The sequence below is a fragment of the Pseudomonas sp. OIL-1 genome (assembly GCF_010669185.1).
Classification (GTDB): domain Bacteria; phylum Pseudomonadota; class Gammaproteobacteria; order Pseudomonadales; family Pseudomonadaceae; genus Halopseudomonas; species Halopseudomonas profundi.
Genome location: NZ_CP048629.1, coordinates 390,809 through 407,825, shown reverse-complemented (window position 1 = coordinate 407,825; position 17,017 = coordinate 390,809). Strand labels below are relative to the sequence as shown.

Here is a 17,017-nt window from a genome sequence, read left to right as displayed (position 1 = left end):
GGTCAGACTCCTTCTGTGGCAGGTGCAGGTAATGGACGCAGCATGCCCTCGCGAACAATGAAGGCGATGATGTCGTCGACACCCGCGCCACTTTTCAGATTGGAAAACACAAAGGGCCGCTCGCCGCGCATCTTCTTCGCATCGCGGTCCATGACGCCGAGGTCAGCGCCAACCAGCGGCGCGAGGTCCGTCTTGTTGATGATCAGCAGGTCCGAGCGGGTAATGCCGGGGCCGCCCTTGCGCGGGATCTTGTCGCCGGCGGACACATCGATTACGTAGAGCGTCAGATCCGACAGCTCCGGACTGAAGGTCGCCGCGAGGTTATCACCGCCGCTTTCCACCAGAATCAGTTCAACACCCGGGAAGCGTTCCTGCAGTTCCGCCACGGCGGCGAGGTTCATCGATGCATCTTCGCGGATGGCGGTGTGCGGGCAGCCGCCGGTTTCCACGCCGAGAATGCGATCAGCCGGCAGCGCCTGGTTGCGCAGCAGGAAATCGGCATCCTCGCGGGTGTAGATGTCATTGGTAATCACCGCCAGGTTGTAGTGGGGATACAGGTGCTCGCACAGCGTGCTGACCAGTGCGGTCTTGCCCGAACCGACCGGGCCGCCAATCCCCACGCGCAATGCGGGTTTGGTATTCATGTAGTGCTCCTTATGATCGAAACAGTCGTGTGTATTGATGTTCGTGCCGGGCGCTGGCAAAGGCCAGACCGGGCAAGCCAGCGCCGAGTTCGTCGTCATGCAGCTGCGTCGCTGCGTTGACGATCACCGGCAGACGCGGCAACAGGTGGTCGAGCAGCCGTTGGGCGTCGGTCTGGCCCAGCGGAATCAGTTTGGTTGCGGCACCGGTCTGGTTTTCCAGCCAGCTCCAGAGCACGCCGAGTGCCAGCTGGTGTGCACCAGTCTGCCAATGCCAGCCGGCCATGGCGAAGGCGGTCATCAGGGCGATGGGTTCGCCCCTGGGCCAGTCCAGCGCCAGCGGAATTTCCAACGAACAGAGCAGCCGCAACAGCGCGCCGCCTTGCTGGCTGTCTTCCAGATAAAGTTCAGCCGTTTCGCGGTTGGCCAGCAGCCAGTCGTTCCATTCAGAGACGGCATCCAGGTCGCCATCATCCATGGCCACGTACTGGCGCATCAGTAGCGGAATATCCAGGTACCCCAGCGATCGCGTCGCCAGCCCGTCGAGCCATTCCACTGCCGAGTCGAGATCGGTCACCCAGCCCTGTTCCACGACATATTCCATACCCTGGGAGTAGGCATAGCCGCCGATCGGCAGCGCTGGGCTGGCCAGCTGGAGTACCCGCAACAGGGCCCTGTCGGCCTGTTCAGTGCTCGACATGCTGCTTGCCGTTCAGCCGAACAAAAGGCGCTGGCGGTGTGGCGACGCTATGCGCGTGCCCGTGGTAAGCGCCGGGCTCGGGATTGAACGGCGCAAAGATATCCTCCACCTCCAGCCGCAACCCGATGAGCATGGCCTCCAGCACATGATCGCGCAGATAGCGCAACTGGCCGGGCAGTACTTCCAGCGCAACGTGCCGGTTGCCCAGGTGGTAGGCGGCACGGGCCAGCAGCAGCGGGTCGTCACAGAGCACGCGTGATAGCGGCTCCGGCTCGGCGTGGATCATCACTACTGTATTGTCGTTGGCTAGCAGACGGTCGCCTTCGCGCAAAACGCGGCCACGCGGCAAAAACAGCCCCACCTCGGCGCCTGCTCGCGTGTGGGTGCGCAGCCGACTGCGGGTACGCATCTCGTAAGTCAGCTCCAGCTCATGGTGAACCGGCCCTGTGTCGTCCAGCCATTGGTGACATTCGAGCATCTAAGCCTCCTCAGAAAAGAAAGTAGCGTTGCGCCAGCGGTAGGTCTTCGGCGGGATCGCATAACAGGGCGACGCCGTCTGCCTCCACAATGTAGGTCTGCGGATCCACGCTGATCGTCGGCTGGTAGTCGTTGAGTTTCATATCCGCCTTGCTGATGGTCCGCGTGTTGCGTACGGCTTCGAGGCGCCGGGACAACCCGAGCCGCTCCTTGATGCCGGCGTCCAGCGCCGCCTGGGAGACAAAGGTGACGCAGGTGTGGTTCATGGCCTTGCCGAGCGCACCGAACATGGGCCGGTAATGCACCGGCTGGGGTGTCGGAATTGACGCGTTCGGGTCGCCCATGGGGGCGGCGGCGATGGCTCCGCCTTTGAGAATCAGGCTGGGTTTGGCACCGAAAAAGGCGGGCTTCCAGAGCACCAGATCCGCCAGCTTGCCTGGCTCCACCGAGCCAACCAGGTGCCCGATACCCATGGTGACAGCCGGGTTGATGGTGTACTTGGCAATGTAGCGGCGCGCGCGGAAGTTGTCCGACCAGTCGTTATCCTCCGGCAATGGACCGCGCTGCACCTTCATCTTGTGTGCAGTCTGCCAGGTGCGGGTGATCACCTCGCCGACCCTGCCCATCGCCTGGGAGTCCGACGAGATCATGCTGAACGCGCCGAGGTCATGCAGGATGTCCTCGGCGGCGATGGTCTCGCGGCGGATGCGCGAATCGGCGAAGGCGACGTCTTCGGCAATGGCCGGGTCCAGGTGATGGCAGACCATGAGCATGTCGAGATGCTCGTCGACGGTATTGATGGTGTAGGGGCGCGTCGGATTGGTGGAGGAGGGCAGCACGTTTGGCTCGCCACAGGCCTTGATGATGTCCGGGGCGTGACCGCCGCCCGCGCCTTCGGTGTGATAGGTATGAATCACCCGCCCCTTGATGGCTGCGAGTGTGTCCTCGACGAAGCCGGATTCATTCAGCGTATCGGTGTGAATCGCCACCTGCACATCGTAGGCATCGGCGACACTCAGACAGCAATCGATCGCCGCCGGTGTGGTGCCCCAATCCTCGTGCAGCTTCAGGCCCATGGCGCCGGCTTCGATCTGTTCTTCCAGCGCATCGGGCAGGCTGGCGTTGCCCTTGCCGAGAAAACCCATATTCATCGGCAATGACTCGGCCGCTTCGAGCATCCGCGCGATATGCCAGGCGCCCGGTGTACAGGTAGTAGCGTTGGTGCCGGTAGCCGGCCCGGTACCGCCGCCGAGCATGGTGGTGACGCCGGACATCAGCGCTTCATCGATCTGCTGCGGGCAGATGAAATGGATATGCGCATCGATGCCGCCGGCGGTAAGGATCATGCCTTCGCCGGCGATGACCTCGGTGCCCGGGCCGATGATGATGTCCACGCCGGGCTGGATGTCCGGATTGCCGGCCTTGCCCAGCTGCTGGATAAGCCCGTCCTTGATTGCGACGTCCGCCTTGAAGATGCCCGACCAGTCCAGAATCAGCGCATTGGTGATCACGGTGTCAGGCGTATCTGTGCGGCCGCGCTGGCTCTGCCCCATGCCGTCACGGATAACCTTGCCACCGCCGAACTTCACCTCCTCGCCGTAGCGGGTGTAGTCCTTCTCGACGCTGATCCACAGCTCGGTATCGCCGAGCCGCACCCTATCGCCGGTGGTAGGCCCGTACATCTCCGCATAGGCCTGCCTGCTTATTTCCATGTTGCCTCCCCGTGCGGTCCAGCCAGGTGACGGACTGCTACAAATTGATTTTCAGGCGGCATCAGAGACTGCCCATAACCTGTCCGCGAAAGCCGAACACCTTGCGCTCGCCGGCTAGTGCTACCAGCTCCACCTCCCGGCTCTGGCCGGGTTCGAAACGCACCGCAGTGCCGGCAGCTATGTTGAGCCGAAAGCCTCGGGCGGCGTCGCGATCGAAACGCAATGCCGCATTGGTCTCGGCGAAGTGGTAATGCGAGCCGACCTGCACCGGCCGATCGCCGGTGTTGGCCACGCTCAGGCGTAGCGTTTCGCGCCCGGCGTTCAAGGTCAGCGAGCCTTCAAGCGTCTGGATTTCTCCGGGTATCATCGGTGCGCCTCATATGATCGGATCATGAACGGTCACCAGCTTGGTGCCGTCCGGGAAAGTGGCTTCAACCTGCACTTCGCCGAGCAGTTCCGGCACGCCGGGCATGACCTGTTCGCGGCTGAGCAGCGTGCGGCCGTAGCTCATCATGTCTGCCACGCTGCGGCCGTCACGGGCGCCTTCCATAATGGCGGCGCTGATGTAAGCCATGGCTTCGGGGTAGTTCAAGGTCACGCCTCGCGCCAGACGGCGCTCGGCGACCAGTGCTGCGGTAAACAGCATGAGCTTGTCTTTCTCACGGGGCGAAAGCTCCATGGGTACACTCCGTTCAGGTATTCCAAATCCGCGGCGCGCAACCGCGCCGCCCATTGATGCGCGGCCTCAGCTGTTGCCACAGCCGCATGAAGGTAAGTCGGGCATGTTCGGCGCAGTGGCCGAGGTAGCGGCCGATAAAGAGGCCATTTCGCTGGGTAAAAACCAGTTGCGGGACGTCGGCGTACTCCTCCCGCAGCGCGTCCAGTGCGTCGCGATCCAGCGTCAGCGTGGCCAACCAGGTGCCGCTGACGAAGCAGCCACCCAGCCCCCAGCGGGCTGACAGCAGCGCGTCGTCACCCATGAAGCGATTACGCTCGATGTAGACCGGCCGGCCGTCGCGCCAGATATCCAGGTGCTGACTGACACAGCCGCTGGTGAAGCCCTCATCCGCAGCCGGCCGGCCCAGGCACAGCAAATCCCACATACACATCCGCGCATCAGCTTGCAGATCAACCCGTGTGGAGAGGCGCGCGTTGCAACCCTCGAAGGCGATGGTGTCCTGCGGCAGGTATTCAAGCGAGCCCCCCGCTTCGACGGTGAGACGGGTGAGCTGTTGTTGCAGAGTGCCGTTCTCGCGTGCGCGATAACACTTGCCTGATGACGGCGTAGTGAGCAACGCGGCTGCGTCAGCGCCGATGTGGGTGTTCAATCGCAGGGTGTCGCCACTGACCAGACCGCCTGGCGGATGCAGGATATACAAGTGCGGACAGTCCGGGCCTTCCGGATGCAGCGGACGCTGTATGCGCAGCGGGCCACGGTGGTGCAACCGGTCGATAACGGTGCGTCCTGCCCGGCGACTGACGCCAATGTCCAGGCCAGCCTGCCAGCTAATGGCGCTATCGACCTGTTCGAGATGCCAGGCTGCAGTCATCGACCTTCCTCATTCATAACATTTGGCTGAACAGTACAAGCTTCAGCGCTTTCCAGCCGCGCTCAGCGCTGCGCCAGGGCGTGAGGCAGCGAACGCAGCGGTGCAGTTACCAGACAGGCATAAACCGGGCCAAGGTTGATATCACGGCAAAACCTGCTTCAGCGGGGCACTGCGCGCGACCGCGCGGCAATGCGTGCGCTAAAATAGAGCAGTGAGTTGAGGGGCTGCACCAATGTTGTTCAATTCGGCTCTCGTCCGGAGCGGCCACGTTCGAGCGGGGCCAAACGCCGGATCGATTCGTCGATTGAGGCTCAGGCCGTGATCAAAAAAGCTGGCCAGAGAGTCAGGAACCTTTACCATGCGCCGCCATTGCGCATGGCACAGCTCATGCTTGGATCAACGGAACGGCGCCGCTCAATGGCGCAGCCCGACCCGGAGGTAAAGATGGACGAACAATGGCTGGTGGATTTACCCAAGGCTGAACTGCACCTGCATCTGGAAGGGTCGCTCGAGCCGGAGCTCCTGTTCAGGCTTGCGGAGCGCAACGCGGTCGGCTTGCCCTGGGCGAATGTCGAGATGCTGCGCCAGGCCTATGCCTTTAATAACCTCCAGGAATTTCTGGATTTGTATTACCAGGGGGCAGACGTTTTGCGCACCGAGCAGGATTTCTATGACCTCACCTGGGCGTATCTGCAGCGCTGCAAGACCCAGGGTGTGGTGCATGTTGAGCCCTTCTACGACCCGCAAACACATACCGATCGCGGCATTCCGTTCGAGGTCGCGCTTCAAGGCATCAGCTCGGCCATGCGCGACGGGCGCGAGAAGCTGGGCATCAATGGTGGGCTGATCCTCAGCTTTCTGCGGCACTTGTCTGAGGAAGAGGCTTTCAACACGCTTGAGCAGGCGATGCCGTACCGGGACTCCTTTTTCGCCGTCGGGCTGGATAGCTCCGAGATGGGCCATCCACCCAGCAAGTTCGAACGCGTCTTCGCCAAGGCGCGTGCCGAGGGCTTGCTGGCAGTGGCCCACGCAGGGGAGGAAGGCCCGCCGGAATATATCTGGCAAGCGCTGGATCTGCTCAAGGTGAGCCGCATTGACCATGGCGTGCGGGCAGCGGAGGATCCGCGGCTCATCGAACGATTGGTCGAGGAGCAGATCCCGTTGACAGTCTGCCCCTTGTCCAACATCAAACTTTGCGTTTTTGACAGTATGCGCGAGCACAACATCTTGCAGCTGCTTGAGAAGGGCGTGAAGGTCACGGTGAATTCAGACGACCCCGCGTACTTCGGTGGTTATGTACTGGAAAACTTCATGGCATTGCACGAAAGCCTGGGGATGACTGACGACCAGGCCAGGCTGCTCGCGCAGAATAGTCTCGATGCCAGGCTGGTCTGAAATCGCGCCCCTAGGCACAGGCGGGCCTCACCATCGGCGTCCACGCTCTATGCTAGGATGGCGACGGACCTGGGGGGCGGCATGCGGATCGATTCAGCAGACTTCCCTTCGGGTTGATCCCGCCCGGGCGGGCTAATCCGGGCGCGTACCGCACGCAAAGATAACCGGGCCAGGTATCAGTTTCTCGGCTTGTTCACCGCATGTCAGAGGAGGGGGCGTGTATTCACTCAAGCGCAAGGGCGATTACCGTCTGCAGTTGACTCGAACTCTGCGCAAGCCAGGTCGGCATAAGGTCGAGGTGTACCTGTTCACCCCGCACGACAGCAATCTGTCGGTCTGGACGCTGAGCGAGCAACAATTCTTCTTCACGTCTCTGGAGCACCGCTTCGGCCTGCTGGGGCTGCCGGACAAGGACCGCGTGAGCAAGGCCGACCGTTCGTTCGTGCTCCTTTCTCCCTACTACGAGATCATGTACGGCTCCTGGCTGTTCCAGTATCGCGCGTCTATCGACCGCCTGCGCCAGCAGGTTCAGAACGCGGACGTGCTCGAAGAACCGCTCAAACGCGCGCTTCGGTTGACCCAGAATTTCGCCCAGCGATTGCGCAGATCCAGTCCGGAGCAGAGCAACCAGCGCCGTTATTTCCGGCAGATGGATATCTACTTTTCGTGGCGTGCCGAGCAGTTTCTGCTGGAGTGCATGACCCACCCTGGCTTTGCTGAGCTGGACGAGGAGCTGAAACAAGCGGTAGCGGACTTTTTGCGGCAGGAACACAAGTACCGCAAGGAGCGCGAATACCTGAGTGATTTCCGCGGCTCGCCAACCCGGGTCTGGAACCGCATGAGTCTGTACCACAGGCTGCTCGAATATCCGGTATTGCTGCGCTCCAAAGTCACCGAGCTGGGTGCGGGTACGCGCAAGCTGGTCAAGGCAGCGTCGACCATGTTGATCATGTCGCTGTTTACCTATTTCCTGTTCAATGCGCGGGACGCCAGTGAAAAGCTTTCGCTGGCGCTGCTGTTGGGAATCGCACTGGTCTATGCCATCCGCGATCTTTTGCGTGACGATATGATTACCGGGATAACCCGGTGGCTACGCAAGGGCAAACCGCGCTGGAAAATCCGCCTGTTCATGCCATACACGCAAAAGCTACTGGCCCTGCAAAGAGTCTGGCTGGACTACCGCAGGCTGCCTGCATTGCCGCGTCAGATACTCGAGCACTCCGGGAACTGGGCATCCAACGATGAGCGGCAGATCATCTGCTACCGCTCGGAGCTCAACCTGGACAAGGATGCCCTGGAGAAGGATGAGATTCAGGAACGGTTGAGCCTGGATTGCGAACAGCTCTGCGAAATGATTCAGACCAGCAAGCACCGCCTGTTCGTTCCTGCTAACGAGGCAGACCCCTTCGCTTCCATTGAGGCGCACCCTATCGAAAAGCAGCTCGACTACAATCTATTGGTGGTGCACACCGAGGCAGGTCAGCCCTTCTCCCAGGCCCAACGTTGGCGGTTGCGGCTGGGGCCGAGCGGAATAGTGAAATGCGAAAGCAAAAAGATTAACTGGCCGACGCCCGAGGAGCAGTTTGCTGCACCCTGGTACCGGCGCTTAAGCAGTGTGTTTCACAGAAAAGACGCAGGGACATAATTCGCCGCGGTGATTGATCAGCACTGGCAGTGCATCAGGTCGGAGAAAGCTGATGCCAGCCCGCCGGGCTGGCACCATCCTGGTCAGTCTTCCAGCTGGGCAGCCAGAGCCTTCACTTTGCTCAGGTCGCCATTGGCAACCTTGGCTACGCGGGTGCCATAGTCGGCATCAGCCTTGTACAGGAACGAGAGCATGATGTGTTTGCTTTCGTCATCTGTGATCGCCAGGGCCTGCCCGAAACTTTGCACCAGGTCAGACTTCTCCTGTTTGGTGTATGAGCGATACAGCTCGCCGGTCTGCTTGAAGTTCTGCTCGCGCTGGATCTTTTTCTGCTGGGTTGTACCCTGCAATGCAGTCTCACTGTAACGGGCACGTTCAACCTGTTCCCGCGGCGCCAGACGGCTGGGCTCGTAGTTCACCCCGGAACTGGTGTGGCCGGCATTCATCGCGCCGTCCTGGTTGCCGTTGTTCACTGCGACACGTGGCTTGTTAACCGGAAGGCTCAGACCGTTCGCGCCGACCCGATACATCTGCGTATCTGCGTAGGCGAACAGGCGGCCTTGCAGCAGGCGGTCCTCGGAAGGCTCGATACCCGGTACCAGGTTGGCTGGCGACATGGCTACCTGTTCGGTTTCCTGGAAGAAGTTGTCGACGTTGCGGTTCAGCACCATCTGGCCGATCTTCTGCTCGGGAATATCCGGCCAGATCTTGGTGGCATCCAGCGGGTCGAAATCGAACGTGGCCAGATCTTCCGGTTCAAGCACCTGGATGTACAGATCCCACTTCGGAAAGTCGCCTTAATTGATTGCAGAGACCAGATCATTGGTCATGTGGCTGTAATCCTTGCCCTGGACCTCTTCAACCTCATGCGGGCGCAGGTTCTTGATCCCCTGCAAGCTCTTCCAATGGAACTTCACGTAGTGAACTTCGTTATCGGCATTGACGAACTTGTAGGAATGCACGCTGTTGCCGTCCATCAGTCGATAGCTGGCCGGAGTGCCTTCGTTGGAGTACAGAAGGGTCAGCGTGCGCGTAGCTTCCGGCACAAGGGAGAAGAAGTCGAAACGGCGTGAGTCATCATCCAGGTTGGAACGCGGGTCAGGCTTGAAGGCGTGGACCATATCCGGGAATTTGATTGCATCGCGGATAAAGAAGGTCGGAAAGTTGTTGCCTACCAGGTCCCAGTTACCATCCGCGGTATAGAACTTGGTAGCGAAACCCCGGGGATCACGCAGTGTTTCGGGGGAATGGTTGCCGTGTACTACCGCGGAAAAACGCACAAACACGGGCGTTTTCTCTCCCGGCGTAAAAACTTTGGCCTTGGTCAGCGCGGAAATGTCCTCTGACGCGACGAACTCGCCGTGCACACCAGTGCCGCGGGCGTGTACAACGCGCTCAGGGATGCGCTCACGATCGAAGCGCTGGAGCTTCTGAATCAGCTGCACATCCTGCAGCACGGTTGGACCGTTGGCGCCGGCGGTTTGTGAGTTCTGGTTATCACCTACCGGTGCCCCGTTATCCCGGGTCAAAGGCGATGCTACCGCCATGGAAATGCTCAAAAAACAGGCGGCGAATATGCTCAGCCCGCGACCTGTCCGACCTAATAACGACATTTCTATCTCCTGATAATCCACTTGATTGGTTGCGCAAGCGACTATAGGTTGCCGGTCCGCTTGATCTAAATAGAACTTTATAATCAAGGCGATAGGCTAATATTCCACAAATAATTGAGCCGGTGTGCAGATAGATAACGCCGCGCCGCGTGCCAGGATGCAGGCGCGCACCAGCGAGACCTTTGGCTCCGCGCTGATTGCATTGGTGATCGCCGCCAGGCCCCTCGCAGTCATTGGCGCCGCCCTGGGCTTCTGGGCCTTCGACATCACCACCATCGTTGGCCTGGCTCCACTCGCCATCAGCAGCCCCTTCTTCCGGCCGCTCACCCTGGTGATCATCTTCGGCTTGATCCCGGTATCGGCGTTAGCGCTGTTCCTGGTGCCGGCGTTGTATGTGTTGCTGACACCGGCGGATGCGAGGAAGGCGAAAGTATTGGATTGAGTGGGGCAGGCTGACCGAGAGCAGGAAGCAATACAAGGTCTCGCCAGGCTTGCTCAGGCCGCTGCGTGATGGGCATCAAGTCCACTATCTCGGAGAATGAACGCTTACCCTGGATCCAGGTTCTGAGGCCTCGTGCTGAATATATTTCTCGAGAGCGTCAATTGTCATCGGATGCGCAAAAAGGTAGCCCTGAAACAGATCACAGCCGCAATCTTCGAGTATCTGCCGCTGTTCTTCGGTTTCTACGCCTTCGGCGAGAATGGCCATCTCGTAGATACGGCCAATGTTGATGATGTTCTTGACCATCTTCAGAGAGGTATCGTCCGACAGAATGTTGTTGACGAAGCTCTTGTCGATCTTTAGTTCATCAATAGGTAGATCACGAAGAATGCTGAGGGAGGAGTACCCGGTTCCGAAGTCATCCAGAGCGATCCGGACGCCCGCTGAATGCAATGTCTGCAGAACGCCACGGAAGTGATCGAGATCCTCGATCAACAGATTCTCCGTGATTTCCAGGCACACAGCGTGCACCGGCACGCCTGCGTTGCTGAGCTTCGCCAGAAAATCTTCCGCAAAGTCAGGCTCGGCAAACTGGCGCAGAGAGATGTTGATTGATAGCCTGAAATACATTTTGTAGCGCTGAGAAAGGGTCTGGATCTGGTGGAGTGACTGATCAACTATATAGTTGCCGAGTTCGCCCATTCCGCCGGACTGTTCCGCTACGCCGATGAATTGATCCGGTGGGATAAGTCCCAGTTCAGGGTGGTGCCAACGAACCAGCGCTTCAACGCCATGGAGCTGGCCTGCGGCATTGATCTGGGGCTGGTAGGTCATGTAGATCTCACCGCGCTGTTCGGCGCCCCTGAGTAACTGTTCAATCTTGAGCCGTTGCAGGTAATGTTCTTCCAGGCTGGGCCTGAAAACGGCGACGCTGTTGCGTTTCTTCTTCGCCTCATACATGGCGATGTCTGAAGCCCGGAGCAGTTCGTCCAGACGGGTACCATGCTCTGGAAAATGGGCGATGCCAATGCTGCAGCCGGGAGAGAAGGTCATATCGAAGGCGCGGATGTTGTCACAGGCCTGATACACCAGGGTGGCTGCTCGTTGTTCGTTCTGGTCCCGGTCAGCGCCCGCTGTCAGAAGGACAAACTCGTCACCGCCATGGCGAACCAGTAATTCATTATGGTTGGTATTGGCGTGAAACCGTTTGGCAAGTTCAACAAGAATGCCATCACCGATGCTGTGGCCAAAGTTATCGTTGATCCCCTTGAAGCTATCCAGATCGATGAACAGAAGTGAGAAAGCTGGTTTCTCATGCATCCACTCGTCAAAGGTTGAAATCAGGTAGTTGCGGTTCGGCAGCCTGGTCAAGGCATCATGGTTGGCCTGAAATATGAGCTCCCTGCGTCGGCCCTTTTCTATCCGGTCAATGTAACGGAATAGCAAATACATACTCACCGTGAACGCCAACATGACCAGCAGGTAACTGGCAAAGATATTGAAAAACTCTCGTATCAGGAAGGCATCTTCAATCTCGGAGATAAGCCAGAATTCATATCGGGGATGGTATATGGCTACGCCTCTGACCATGCCTCGCTCGGCCCCCGCATCCCAACGGAAGCCTATCGGCCCCAAACCAGATCGGCTGCTGGAGCGATCAGGCTCTGAGAAATCCTGCAATATCCCCATGAGATTTCCATAGGCCGATTGGGCCATGGGCTGGTCGTGGAAGTTTTTGACCAGCTCATCACTGGTGGCGTATTGGACGTAATGATCGCGACTGCGAAAAATGGTAATACGATGGAAGCCCCCCAGGATGTGGCCTTGCGAAAAATAGCCGTCTGCGCCCATGACGCTAAGGGCTCCAGTCATGACCCCGAGGACTTCGCCTTGGTCGTTGCGAATTGCCTTGCGTGCGGGAACAACCAGGCGGGGCGCGAAGTAGGTGCGGCCAAGGACCATCTTGTCTGTTTCCAGGGCGTAGGCGAAGGAGTCGCGCACCTCAGGCGCGCGCAAGATGTTGGTCACGTCGTTGTCGAGACTTGACGTGCGTTCCAGCACCTCGCCCCGGGGAGAAATCACTGCGAACCCTGAGAAAAAGTCCCGGTTCAGATTCATCAATTCGTCGAGCCGGGCCTGGAGATCTTCAGGCTCATCGGTCCCTGGCTTGAGCAGATCTTCGCCCATCAGGGTGAGGATGACTTCCTGTTGTTCCAGAATCGACGAGAATGCACCGAACCACTGGGCCGCCAGCCCTTGTTGGCTGACACGGTAATATTCGGTGAGGCTGTTCCAGCGAGAAACCGAGATGCTTACCAGCAGGACCGTGCTTGAAAGTACGAGCACGAAGAACAGTAGCCATATATTTTTTCTCGGGACATCCATTGCTACTCGCTCTCCGTTTTGCTCCGGCCTGAGGTTGGCTCGCGGTTCGGCGGATCCTGTCAACACAGCATAGGCGATCGATCAGTGAATTAGAGGGCGGCCGCGCCAATTAGGGCAGCAGTCAACCTCAGTGGGCTCAGCCATTTCCGGACTAACATGCGTGCGGATCGCCTCCGGCTGAAGCTATGCAGTCGTCTGATCACAGCAGAAGACCGTTCAGTTCGTCATCTGGAAACGCGAATGCGAGCAATGGCGGAGAGGGAGCGGTGGCGTCCAGCTCGGGTAACAATGGTTACCAGGGCACGAGATCTTGCGCGACAGAAGAGAATGGTGGGCCCAGTAGGACTTGAACCTACGACCAATCGATTATGAGTCGACTGCTCTGACCAACTGAGCTATAGGCCCACTGATAGTGCAACAGCCGGGGAATTATACGGATTGACGTGGCGGGTGGCTATAGCTTGGCGCTACGACAGTTAAATACCTGTTCCACAACGGAAAACGCCCGGCGAGCCGGGCGTTTTCGTTAGCGCAGTTGCTTATTCGTCAAGGAAGCTGCGCAGGTGATCGCTGCGCGTCGGATGACGCAACTTGCGCAGGGCCTTGGCTTCGATCTGCCGGATCCGCTCGCGGGTGACGTCGAACTGCTTGCCGACCTCTTCCAGCGTATGGTCGGTATTCATGTCGATGCCGAAGCGCATGCGCAGAACCTTGGCTTCCCGTGCAGTCAGTCCGGAGAGGACGTCGCGGGTCGCTTCCTTCAGGCTCTCGACAGTCGCTGAGTCGATCGGTGATTCCATGGCACCGTCTTCGATGAAGTCGCCCAGATGAGAGTCTTCATCATCGCCGATCGGTGTTTCCATGGAGATCGGCTCTTTGGCGATCTTCAGTACCTTGCGGATCTTGTCCTCAGGCATTTCCATCCGTTCGCCCAGTTCTTCGGGTGTAGGCTCGCGGCCCATTTCCTGGAGCATCTGCCGCGAGATGCGGTTCAGCTTGTTGATGGTTTCGATCATGTGCACCGGAATACGGATGGTGCGCGCCTGGTCTGCGATAGACCGGGTGATCGCCTGACGAATCCACCAGGTGGCGTAGGTCGAGAATTTGTAACCGCGACGGTATTCGAACTTGTCCACGGCCTTCATCAGGCCGATGTTGCCTTCCTGGATGAGGTCGAGGAACTGCAAGCCACGGTTGGTATATTTCTTGGCGATCGAGATAACCAGACGCAGGTTGGCCTCGACCATTTCCTTCTTGGCGCGACGAGCACGGGCTTCACCGATCGACATGCGACGGTTGATGTCCTTCACCTCGGACAGCTTCAGCTCGACTTCGTCTTCCAGCGCAGCGAGTTTCTTCTGCGTACGGATGACGTCAGGCTTGACTGCTTCGAGTGCTTCGGCATAACGCGGGCCGTCAGCCAGCAGGCTGTCGACCCACTGTTCGTTGGTCTCGTTGCCAGGGAAACTGCGCAGGAAATCTGCACGCGGCATGCGCGCATCACGCACGCAGAGCTGCATGATGGCGCGTTCCTGGGCGCGGATCTGATCCTGGGTGCCGCGGACGCGTCGAACCAGTGCTTCGTACTGCTTGGGCACCAGCTTGATCGGCATGAACAGAACGGCAAGCGCTTCCAGCTCGTCGGTAACGTCCTGGCTGCCGCGGCCGTGCTTTTTCAGCGCTTTCTTGACCTTGGCCAGCTGATCGTCGATGGCGGTGAAACGTTGCCGGGCGACTTCCGGATCCGGGCCGCCATCGCCTTCTTCTTCCGCGGTGTCGTCATCTTCGTTTTCTTCGTCGTCGTCAGACTTTTCGTCGGTCTTGGCTTTGGCGGCCGGCGCAGGCGCCTCAACGGCACCCGTCGCGGACATGCCGTCGTCGTCCGGATCGATATAGCCATTGAAGATGTCGGTCAGGCGTCCGCCTTCCTCGACTACGCGATGGTAGTCGGCAAGAATGCTGTCGACGGTGCCAGGGAACATCGAAATGGCAGCCATGACCTCGCGGATGCCTTCCTCGATGCGCTTGGCAATTTCGATTTCGCCTTCGCGGGTCAGCAGTTCCACCGTACCCATTTCACGCATGTACATGCGTACTGGATCGGTCGTTCGGCCTATATCACTCTCGACAGCGGCCAGCGCAGCGGCGGCCTCTTCGGCAGCGGCTTCGTCGGCGTCGTTATCTGCCAGGAGCAGGGCATCGGCATCGGGTGCGGCCTCGAAAACCGTGATCCCCATGTCGTTAATCATGCGAATAATGTCTTCAACCTGCTCCGGATCGGCGATATCCTCCGGTAGGTGGTCGTTGACTTCCGCATAGGTCAAATAGCCCTGCTCGCGACCGCGGGCGATGAGCTCTTTGAGACGGGATTGCTGTTGCGCTTTTCCGGACATAACAACCCTTGGATGCCTTGGTGTGCAAAAAAGTAAGCTGCGGATTATACCTTTATTTCAGTCTTCAGCGCCACTTGGCCACCTGTTACTTGGCGGTAGACGACGTTTTACGACTATTTAGAAGGTCTCGTAGCTGCTGTTTTTCCTCGGGAATGAGCGGCGAAACCGCCGACTTGTCGAGGAGCTTCTGAATCTGGCGATCGGTCTGTCGTGCCAGCAAGTTATTAATGGTGTCAAAAAACTGTTGTTCAAGGTTCGCACTGGGAATATTTAACAACCATTCCTTTTCTGCGAGCTGATTCAACTGATCCCCCATTGCCGTCCCATGCCAGCGGGCCAGCAATTGAATTGTAGTCAGCGTTGGATTTTTTTGCAGGGCATCCACCAATGCCACAAGCAAAACAGCTTCATCTTCGTCCTCGTTTGCAAACTGGCTGGCCTGATTCACCAGGCCGGCGAGATGCGGGTGATGCAATAGTGTTCTCGCTGCGTTAAGCAGCGGATTTTCAACACCATTGGACCTGGCCGCTGGTGCTGAACGCTTGCGATAGCTGCCGCGCGGTGATGGATCAGGTATCGGCTGGTCGGCCCATGAGCTTGAGGGCTGCGGCTCGAATTCCTGATGGTCGGTGCCCGGCGGCGCTGCCGGCAATGCATCCAGATCCATGCCGGTTCTGGCTTCCAGGGATTGCCTGAGCAATCGCCGAAGCAGCGTGCCAGGCACCTGCTCGATAAGCGGCAAAGCCAGGCTGGCAAGATGTGCTTTGCCCTCAAGACTGTCCGGGTTGGCTTGTTCCGCCAGATGACGGAACAGATAATCCGTCAGCGTCACAGATTGCTGCGCCATGCGTGCACGAAAGCCATCCTGGCCCTCGTTGCGTACCAGGCTATCCGGATCCTGGCCCTCCGGAAGGAACATGAAGCGCACGTGCCGACCATCGTCGAGGACCGGTAAACAGCAGGTCAGGGCGCGCCAGGCTGCCTGGCGTCCGGCATTGTCGCCATCAAAACAGAACACCACGCTGTTCACGATGCGAAACAGCCGCTTGAGATGCTCCTCGCTGGTCGCGGTGCCCAGCGTCGCCACGGCATTGGAAATGCCATGTTGAGCCAGGGCGATCACGTCCATGTAGCCTTCAACCACCAGGATGTCATCGAGCTGGCGATTCTGCCGACGGGCTTCATATAACCCGTATAGCTCGCGGCCCTTGTGAAATACCGGCGTTTCAGGTGAATTCAGGTATTTGGGCTTGTCGTCACCCAATACCCGTCCGCCGAAACCGATAACTCGTCCGCGGCTGTCGCGAATAGGAAAAGTGATGCGATCGCGAAAACGGTCATAGCGTTTGCCATTCTCGTTTTCAACCACCAGTCCCGCTTCCATCAGCGCCTTCTCTTCGGTGCTGTCGGTAGCCAGATGACCCATCAGGTTGTTCCAGCCGGGCGGGGCGAAGCCGATGTCGTATAGCTTGGCAATCTGCCCTGACAGCCCGCGTTTTTTCAGATAGGTCACTGCGCGCTGGCGTTGCGAATGCTGGCGCAACTGCTGCCGGTAAAAGGCCGCGGCCTGATCAAGTAAGGCGTAAAGCGGACTGTCCTGGCGTGGCGCCCGGGGCGTTTGTTGACGCCCGTTGCGCTCTTCACGTGGCACGTCGACGCCGAGATTTCGAGCCAGCTCCTCAACCGCCTGGGGAAAGTCCAGGCGCTCGAAGTCCATGATGAAACTGACCGCATTGCCGCCGGCGCCGCATCCGAAGCAGTAATAGAACTGCTTGTCCGGGCTTACGCTGAACGAGGGCGATTTTTCGTTATGGAACGGGCAGAGCGCAGAATAATTCTTGCCGGTCTTCTTCAGCTTCAGACGTGAACCGACAACCTCGACGATATCAGACCGTCCAAGCAAATCGTCAATGAAGCCTTGAGGGATCAACCCGGCCATTCAAGCGTGCCTTGCGAGATTCTGAGTGGCTGCGCTCCGGTCGACGGGTGGTTGACCGGAGGCAAGACACTATAGCAGGGAACGCAAAAATCCAGCCAACTCCATGCTCTGGATGGCCGGACATG

Annotated in this window: 13 protein-coding genes, 1 tRNA gene and 1 pseudogene; 3 read left to right on the top strand and 12 right to left on the bottom strand. The window is 58.9% G+C overall.

The window, feature by feature from the left end; all coding sequences use genetic code 11:
• Positions 1–2 precede the first annotated feature (2 nt).
• The 7 genes from ureG to G3M63_RS01920 form a co-directional block, all read right to left on the bottom strand.
• Positions 3–644: an urease accessory protein UreG gene (gene ureG, locus G3M63_RS01950; RefSeq protein WP_163981726.1), complete on the bottom strand. Its 642-nt coding sequence runs from the start codon at positions 642–644 to the stop codon at positions 3–5.
• 10 nt (positions 645–654) lie between these two features.
• A complete protein-coding gene (locus tag G3M63_RS01945) occupies positions 655–1,341 on the bottom strand; it encodes an urease accessory protein UreF (RefSeq protein ID WP_150300171.1) in 687 nt (228 codons plus the stop codon).
• Positions 1,328–1,819, bottom strand: coding sequence for an urease accessory protein UreE (ureE, locus tag G3M63_RS01940; RefSeq protein WP_163981725.1), 492 nt, complete (start codon positions 1,817–1,819; stop codon positions 1,328–1,330). Before ureE ends, G3M63_RS01945 begins: the two co-directional genes overlap by 14 nt.
• A gap of 10 nt (positions 1,820–1,829) precedes the next feature.
• Complete coding sequence (gene ureC / locus G3M63_RS01935; protein ID WP_163981724.1) at positions 1,830–3,530, bottom strand: urease subunit alpha; 1,701 nt, start codon at positions 3,528–3,530, stop codon at positions 1,830–1,832.
• A gap of 61 nt (positions 3,531–3,591) precedes the next feature.
• On the bottom strand, positions 3,592–3,897 hold the full coding sequence (locus tag G3M63_RS01930) for an urease subunit beta (RefSeq protein WP_163981723.1): 306 nt from the start codon (positions 3,895–3,897) through the stop codon (positions 3,592–3,594).
• Positions 3,898–3,906: 9 nt separating this feature from the next.
• Positions 3,907–4,209 carry an urease subunit gamma gene (ureA, locus tag G3M63_RS01925; RefSeq protein WP_150300175.1) on the bottom strand — a complete coding sequence of 101 codons (303 nt, stop codon included), beginning with the start codon at positions 4,207–4,209 and terminating at the stop codon, positions 3,907–3,909.
• A gap of 13 nt (positions 4,210–4,222) precedes the next feature.
• Positions 4,223–5,080 (bottom strand): urease accessory protein UreD, encoded by an 858-nt coding sequence (locus tag G3M63_RS01920; protein ID WP_150300176.1) that lies wholly within the window; start codon positions 5,078–5,080, stop codon positions 4,223–4,225.
• A 444-nt stretch (positions 5,081–5,524) separates the two neighbouring features.
• On the opposite strand from G3M63_RS01920, the gene G3M63_RS01915 reads away from it, so the two are divergent.
• Together G3M63_RS01915 and G3M63_RS01910 are read left to right on the top strand one after the other, a co-directional pair.
• The gene (locus tag G3M63_RS01915; protein ID WP_163981722.1) at positions 5,525–6,475 is read left to right on the top strand and encodes an adenosine deaminase; all 951 of its coding nucleotides are present in this window, start codon (positions 5,525–5,527) and stop codon (positions 6,473–6,475) included.
• Positions 6,476–6,692: 217 nt separating this feature from the next.
• Positions 6,693–8,120: a threonine/serine exporter family protein gene (locus tag G3M63_RS01910; protein ID WP_163981721.1), complete on the top strand. Its 1,428-nt coding sequence runs from the start codon at positions 6,693–6,695 to the stop codon at positions 8,118–8,120.
• Between the two features lie 83 nt (positions 8,121–8,203).
• Here the strand turns inward: G3M63_RS01910 and katB are convergent.
• Positions 8,204–9,667: pseudogene (gene katB, locus G3M63_RS01905) on the bottom strand (catalase KatB).
• A 190-nt stretch (positions 9,668–9,857) separates the two neighbouring features.
• Here katB and G3M63_RS01900 point away from each other — a divergent pair.
• Positions 9,858–10,175 (top strand): efflux RND transporter permease subunit, encoded by a 318-nt coding sequence (locus G3M63_RS01900; RefSeq protein WP_163981720.1) that lies wholly within the window; start codon positions 9,858–9,860, stop codon positions 10,173–10,175.
• An 84-nt stretch (positions 10,176–10,259) separates the two neighbouring features.
• Here the strand turns inward: G3M63_RS01900 and G3M63_RS01895 are convergent, their stop codons facing one another.
• From G3M63_RS01895 to dnaG, 4 genes are all read right to left on the bottom strand, one after another.
• Positions 10,260–12,560, bottom strand: coding sequence for a bifunctional diguanylate cyclase/phosphodiesterase (locus G3M63_RS01895; protein WP_163981719.1), 2,301 nt, complete (start codon positions 12,558–12,560; stop codon positions 10,260–10,262).
• Between the two features lie 328 nt (positions 12,561–12,888).
• Positions 12,889–12,965, bottom strand: a tRNA-Ile gene (locus G3M63_RS01890).
• A gap of 134 nt (positions 12,966–13,099) precedes the next feature.
• The gene (gene rpoD / locus G3M63_RS01885) at positions 13,100–14,953 is read right to left on the bottom strand and encodes an RNA polymerase sigma factor RpoD (protein WP_163981718.1); all 1,854 of its coding nucleotides are present in this window, start codon (positions 14,951–14,953) and stop codon (positions 13,100–13,102) included.
• A gap of 85 nt (positions 14,954–15,038) precedes the next feature.
• The gene (dnaG, locus tag G3M63_RS01880; protein ID WP_163981717.1) at positions 15,039–16,892 is read right to left on the bottom strand and encodes a DNA primase; all 1,854 of its coding nucleotides are present in this window, start codon (positions 16,890–16,892) and stop codon (positions 15,039–15,041) included.
• Between the last annotated feature and the right edge of the window lie 125 nt (positions 16,893–17,017).

Excerpts from the sequence above, each read along its gene's own strand:
- G3M63_RS01915 (WP_163981722.1), top strand. The coding sequence starts at position 5,525 with ATGGACGAACAATGGCTGGTGGATTTACCCAAGGCTGAACTGCACCTG.
- G3M63_RS01945 (WP_150300171.1), bottom strand. The coding sequence starts at position 1,341 with ATGTCGAGCACTGAACAGGCCGACAGGGCCCTGTTGCGGGTACTCCAG.
- G3M63_RS01895 (WP_163981719.1), bottom strand. The coding sequence starts at position 12,560 with ATGGATGTCCCGAGAAAAAATATATGGCTACTGTTCTTCGTGCTCGTA.
- G3M63_RS01920 (WP_150300176.1), bottom strand. The coding sequence starts at position 5,080 with ATGACTGCAGCCTGGCATCTCGAACAGGTCGATAGCGCCATTAGCTGG.
- ureA (WP_150300175.1), bottom strand. The coding sequence starts at position 4,209 with ATGGAGCTTTCGCCCCGTGAGAAAGACAAGCTCATGCTGTTTACCGCA.
- G3M63_RS01930 (WP_163981723.1), bottom strand. The coding sequence starts at position 3,897 with ATGATACCCGGAGAAATCCAGACGCTTGAAGGCTCGCTGACCTTGAAC.
- dnaG (WP_163981717.1), bottom strand. The coding sequence starts at position 16,892 with ATGGCCGGGTTGATCCCTCAAGGCTTCATTGACGATTTGCTTGGACGG.
- rpoD (WP_163981718.1), bottom strand. The coding sequence starts at position 14,953 with ATGTCCGGAAAAGCGCAACAGCAATCCCGTCTCAAAGAGCTCATCGCC.
- ureC (WP_163981724.1), bottom strand. The coding sequence starts at position 3,530 with ATGGAAATAAGCAGGCAGGCCTATGCGGAGATGTACGGGCCTACCACC.
- ureG (WP_163981726.1), bottom strand. The coding sequence starts at position 644 with ATGAATACCAAACCCGCATTGCGCGTGGGGATTGGCGGCCCGGTCGGT.
- ureE (WP_163981725.1), bottom strand. The coding sequence starts at position 1,819 with ATGCTCGAATGTCACCAATGGCTGGACGACACAGGGCCGGTTCACCAT.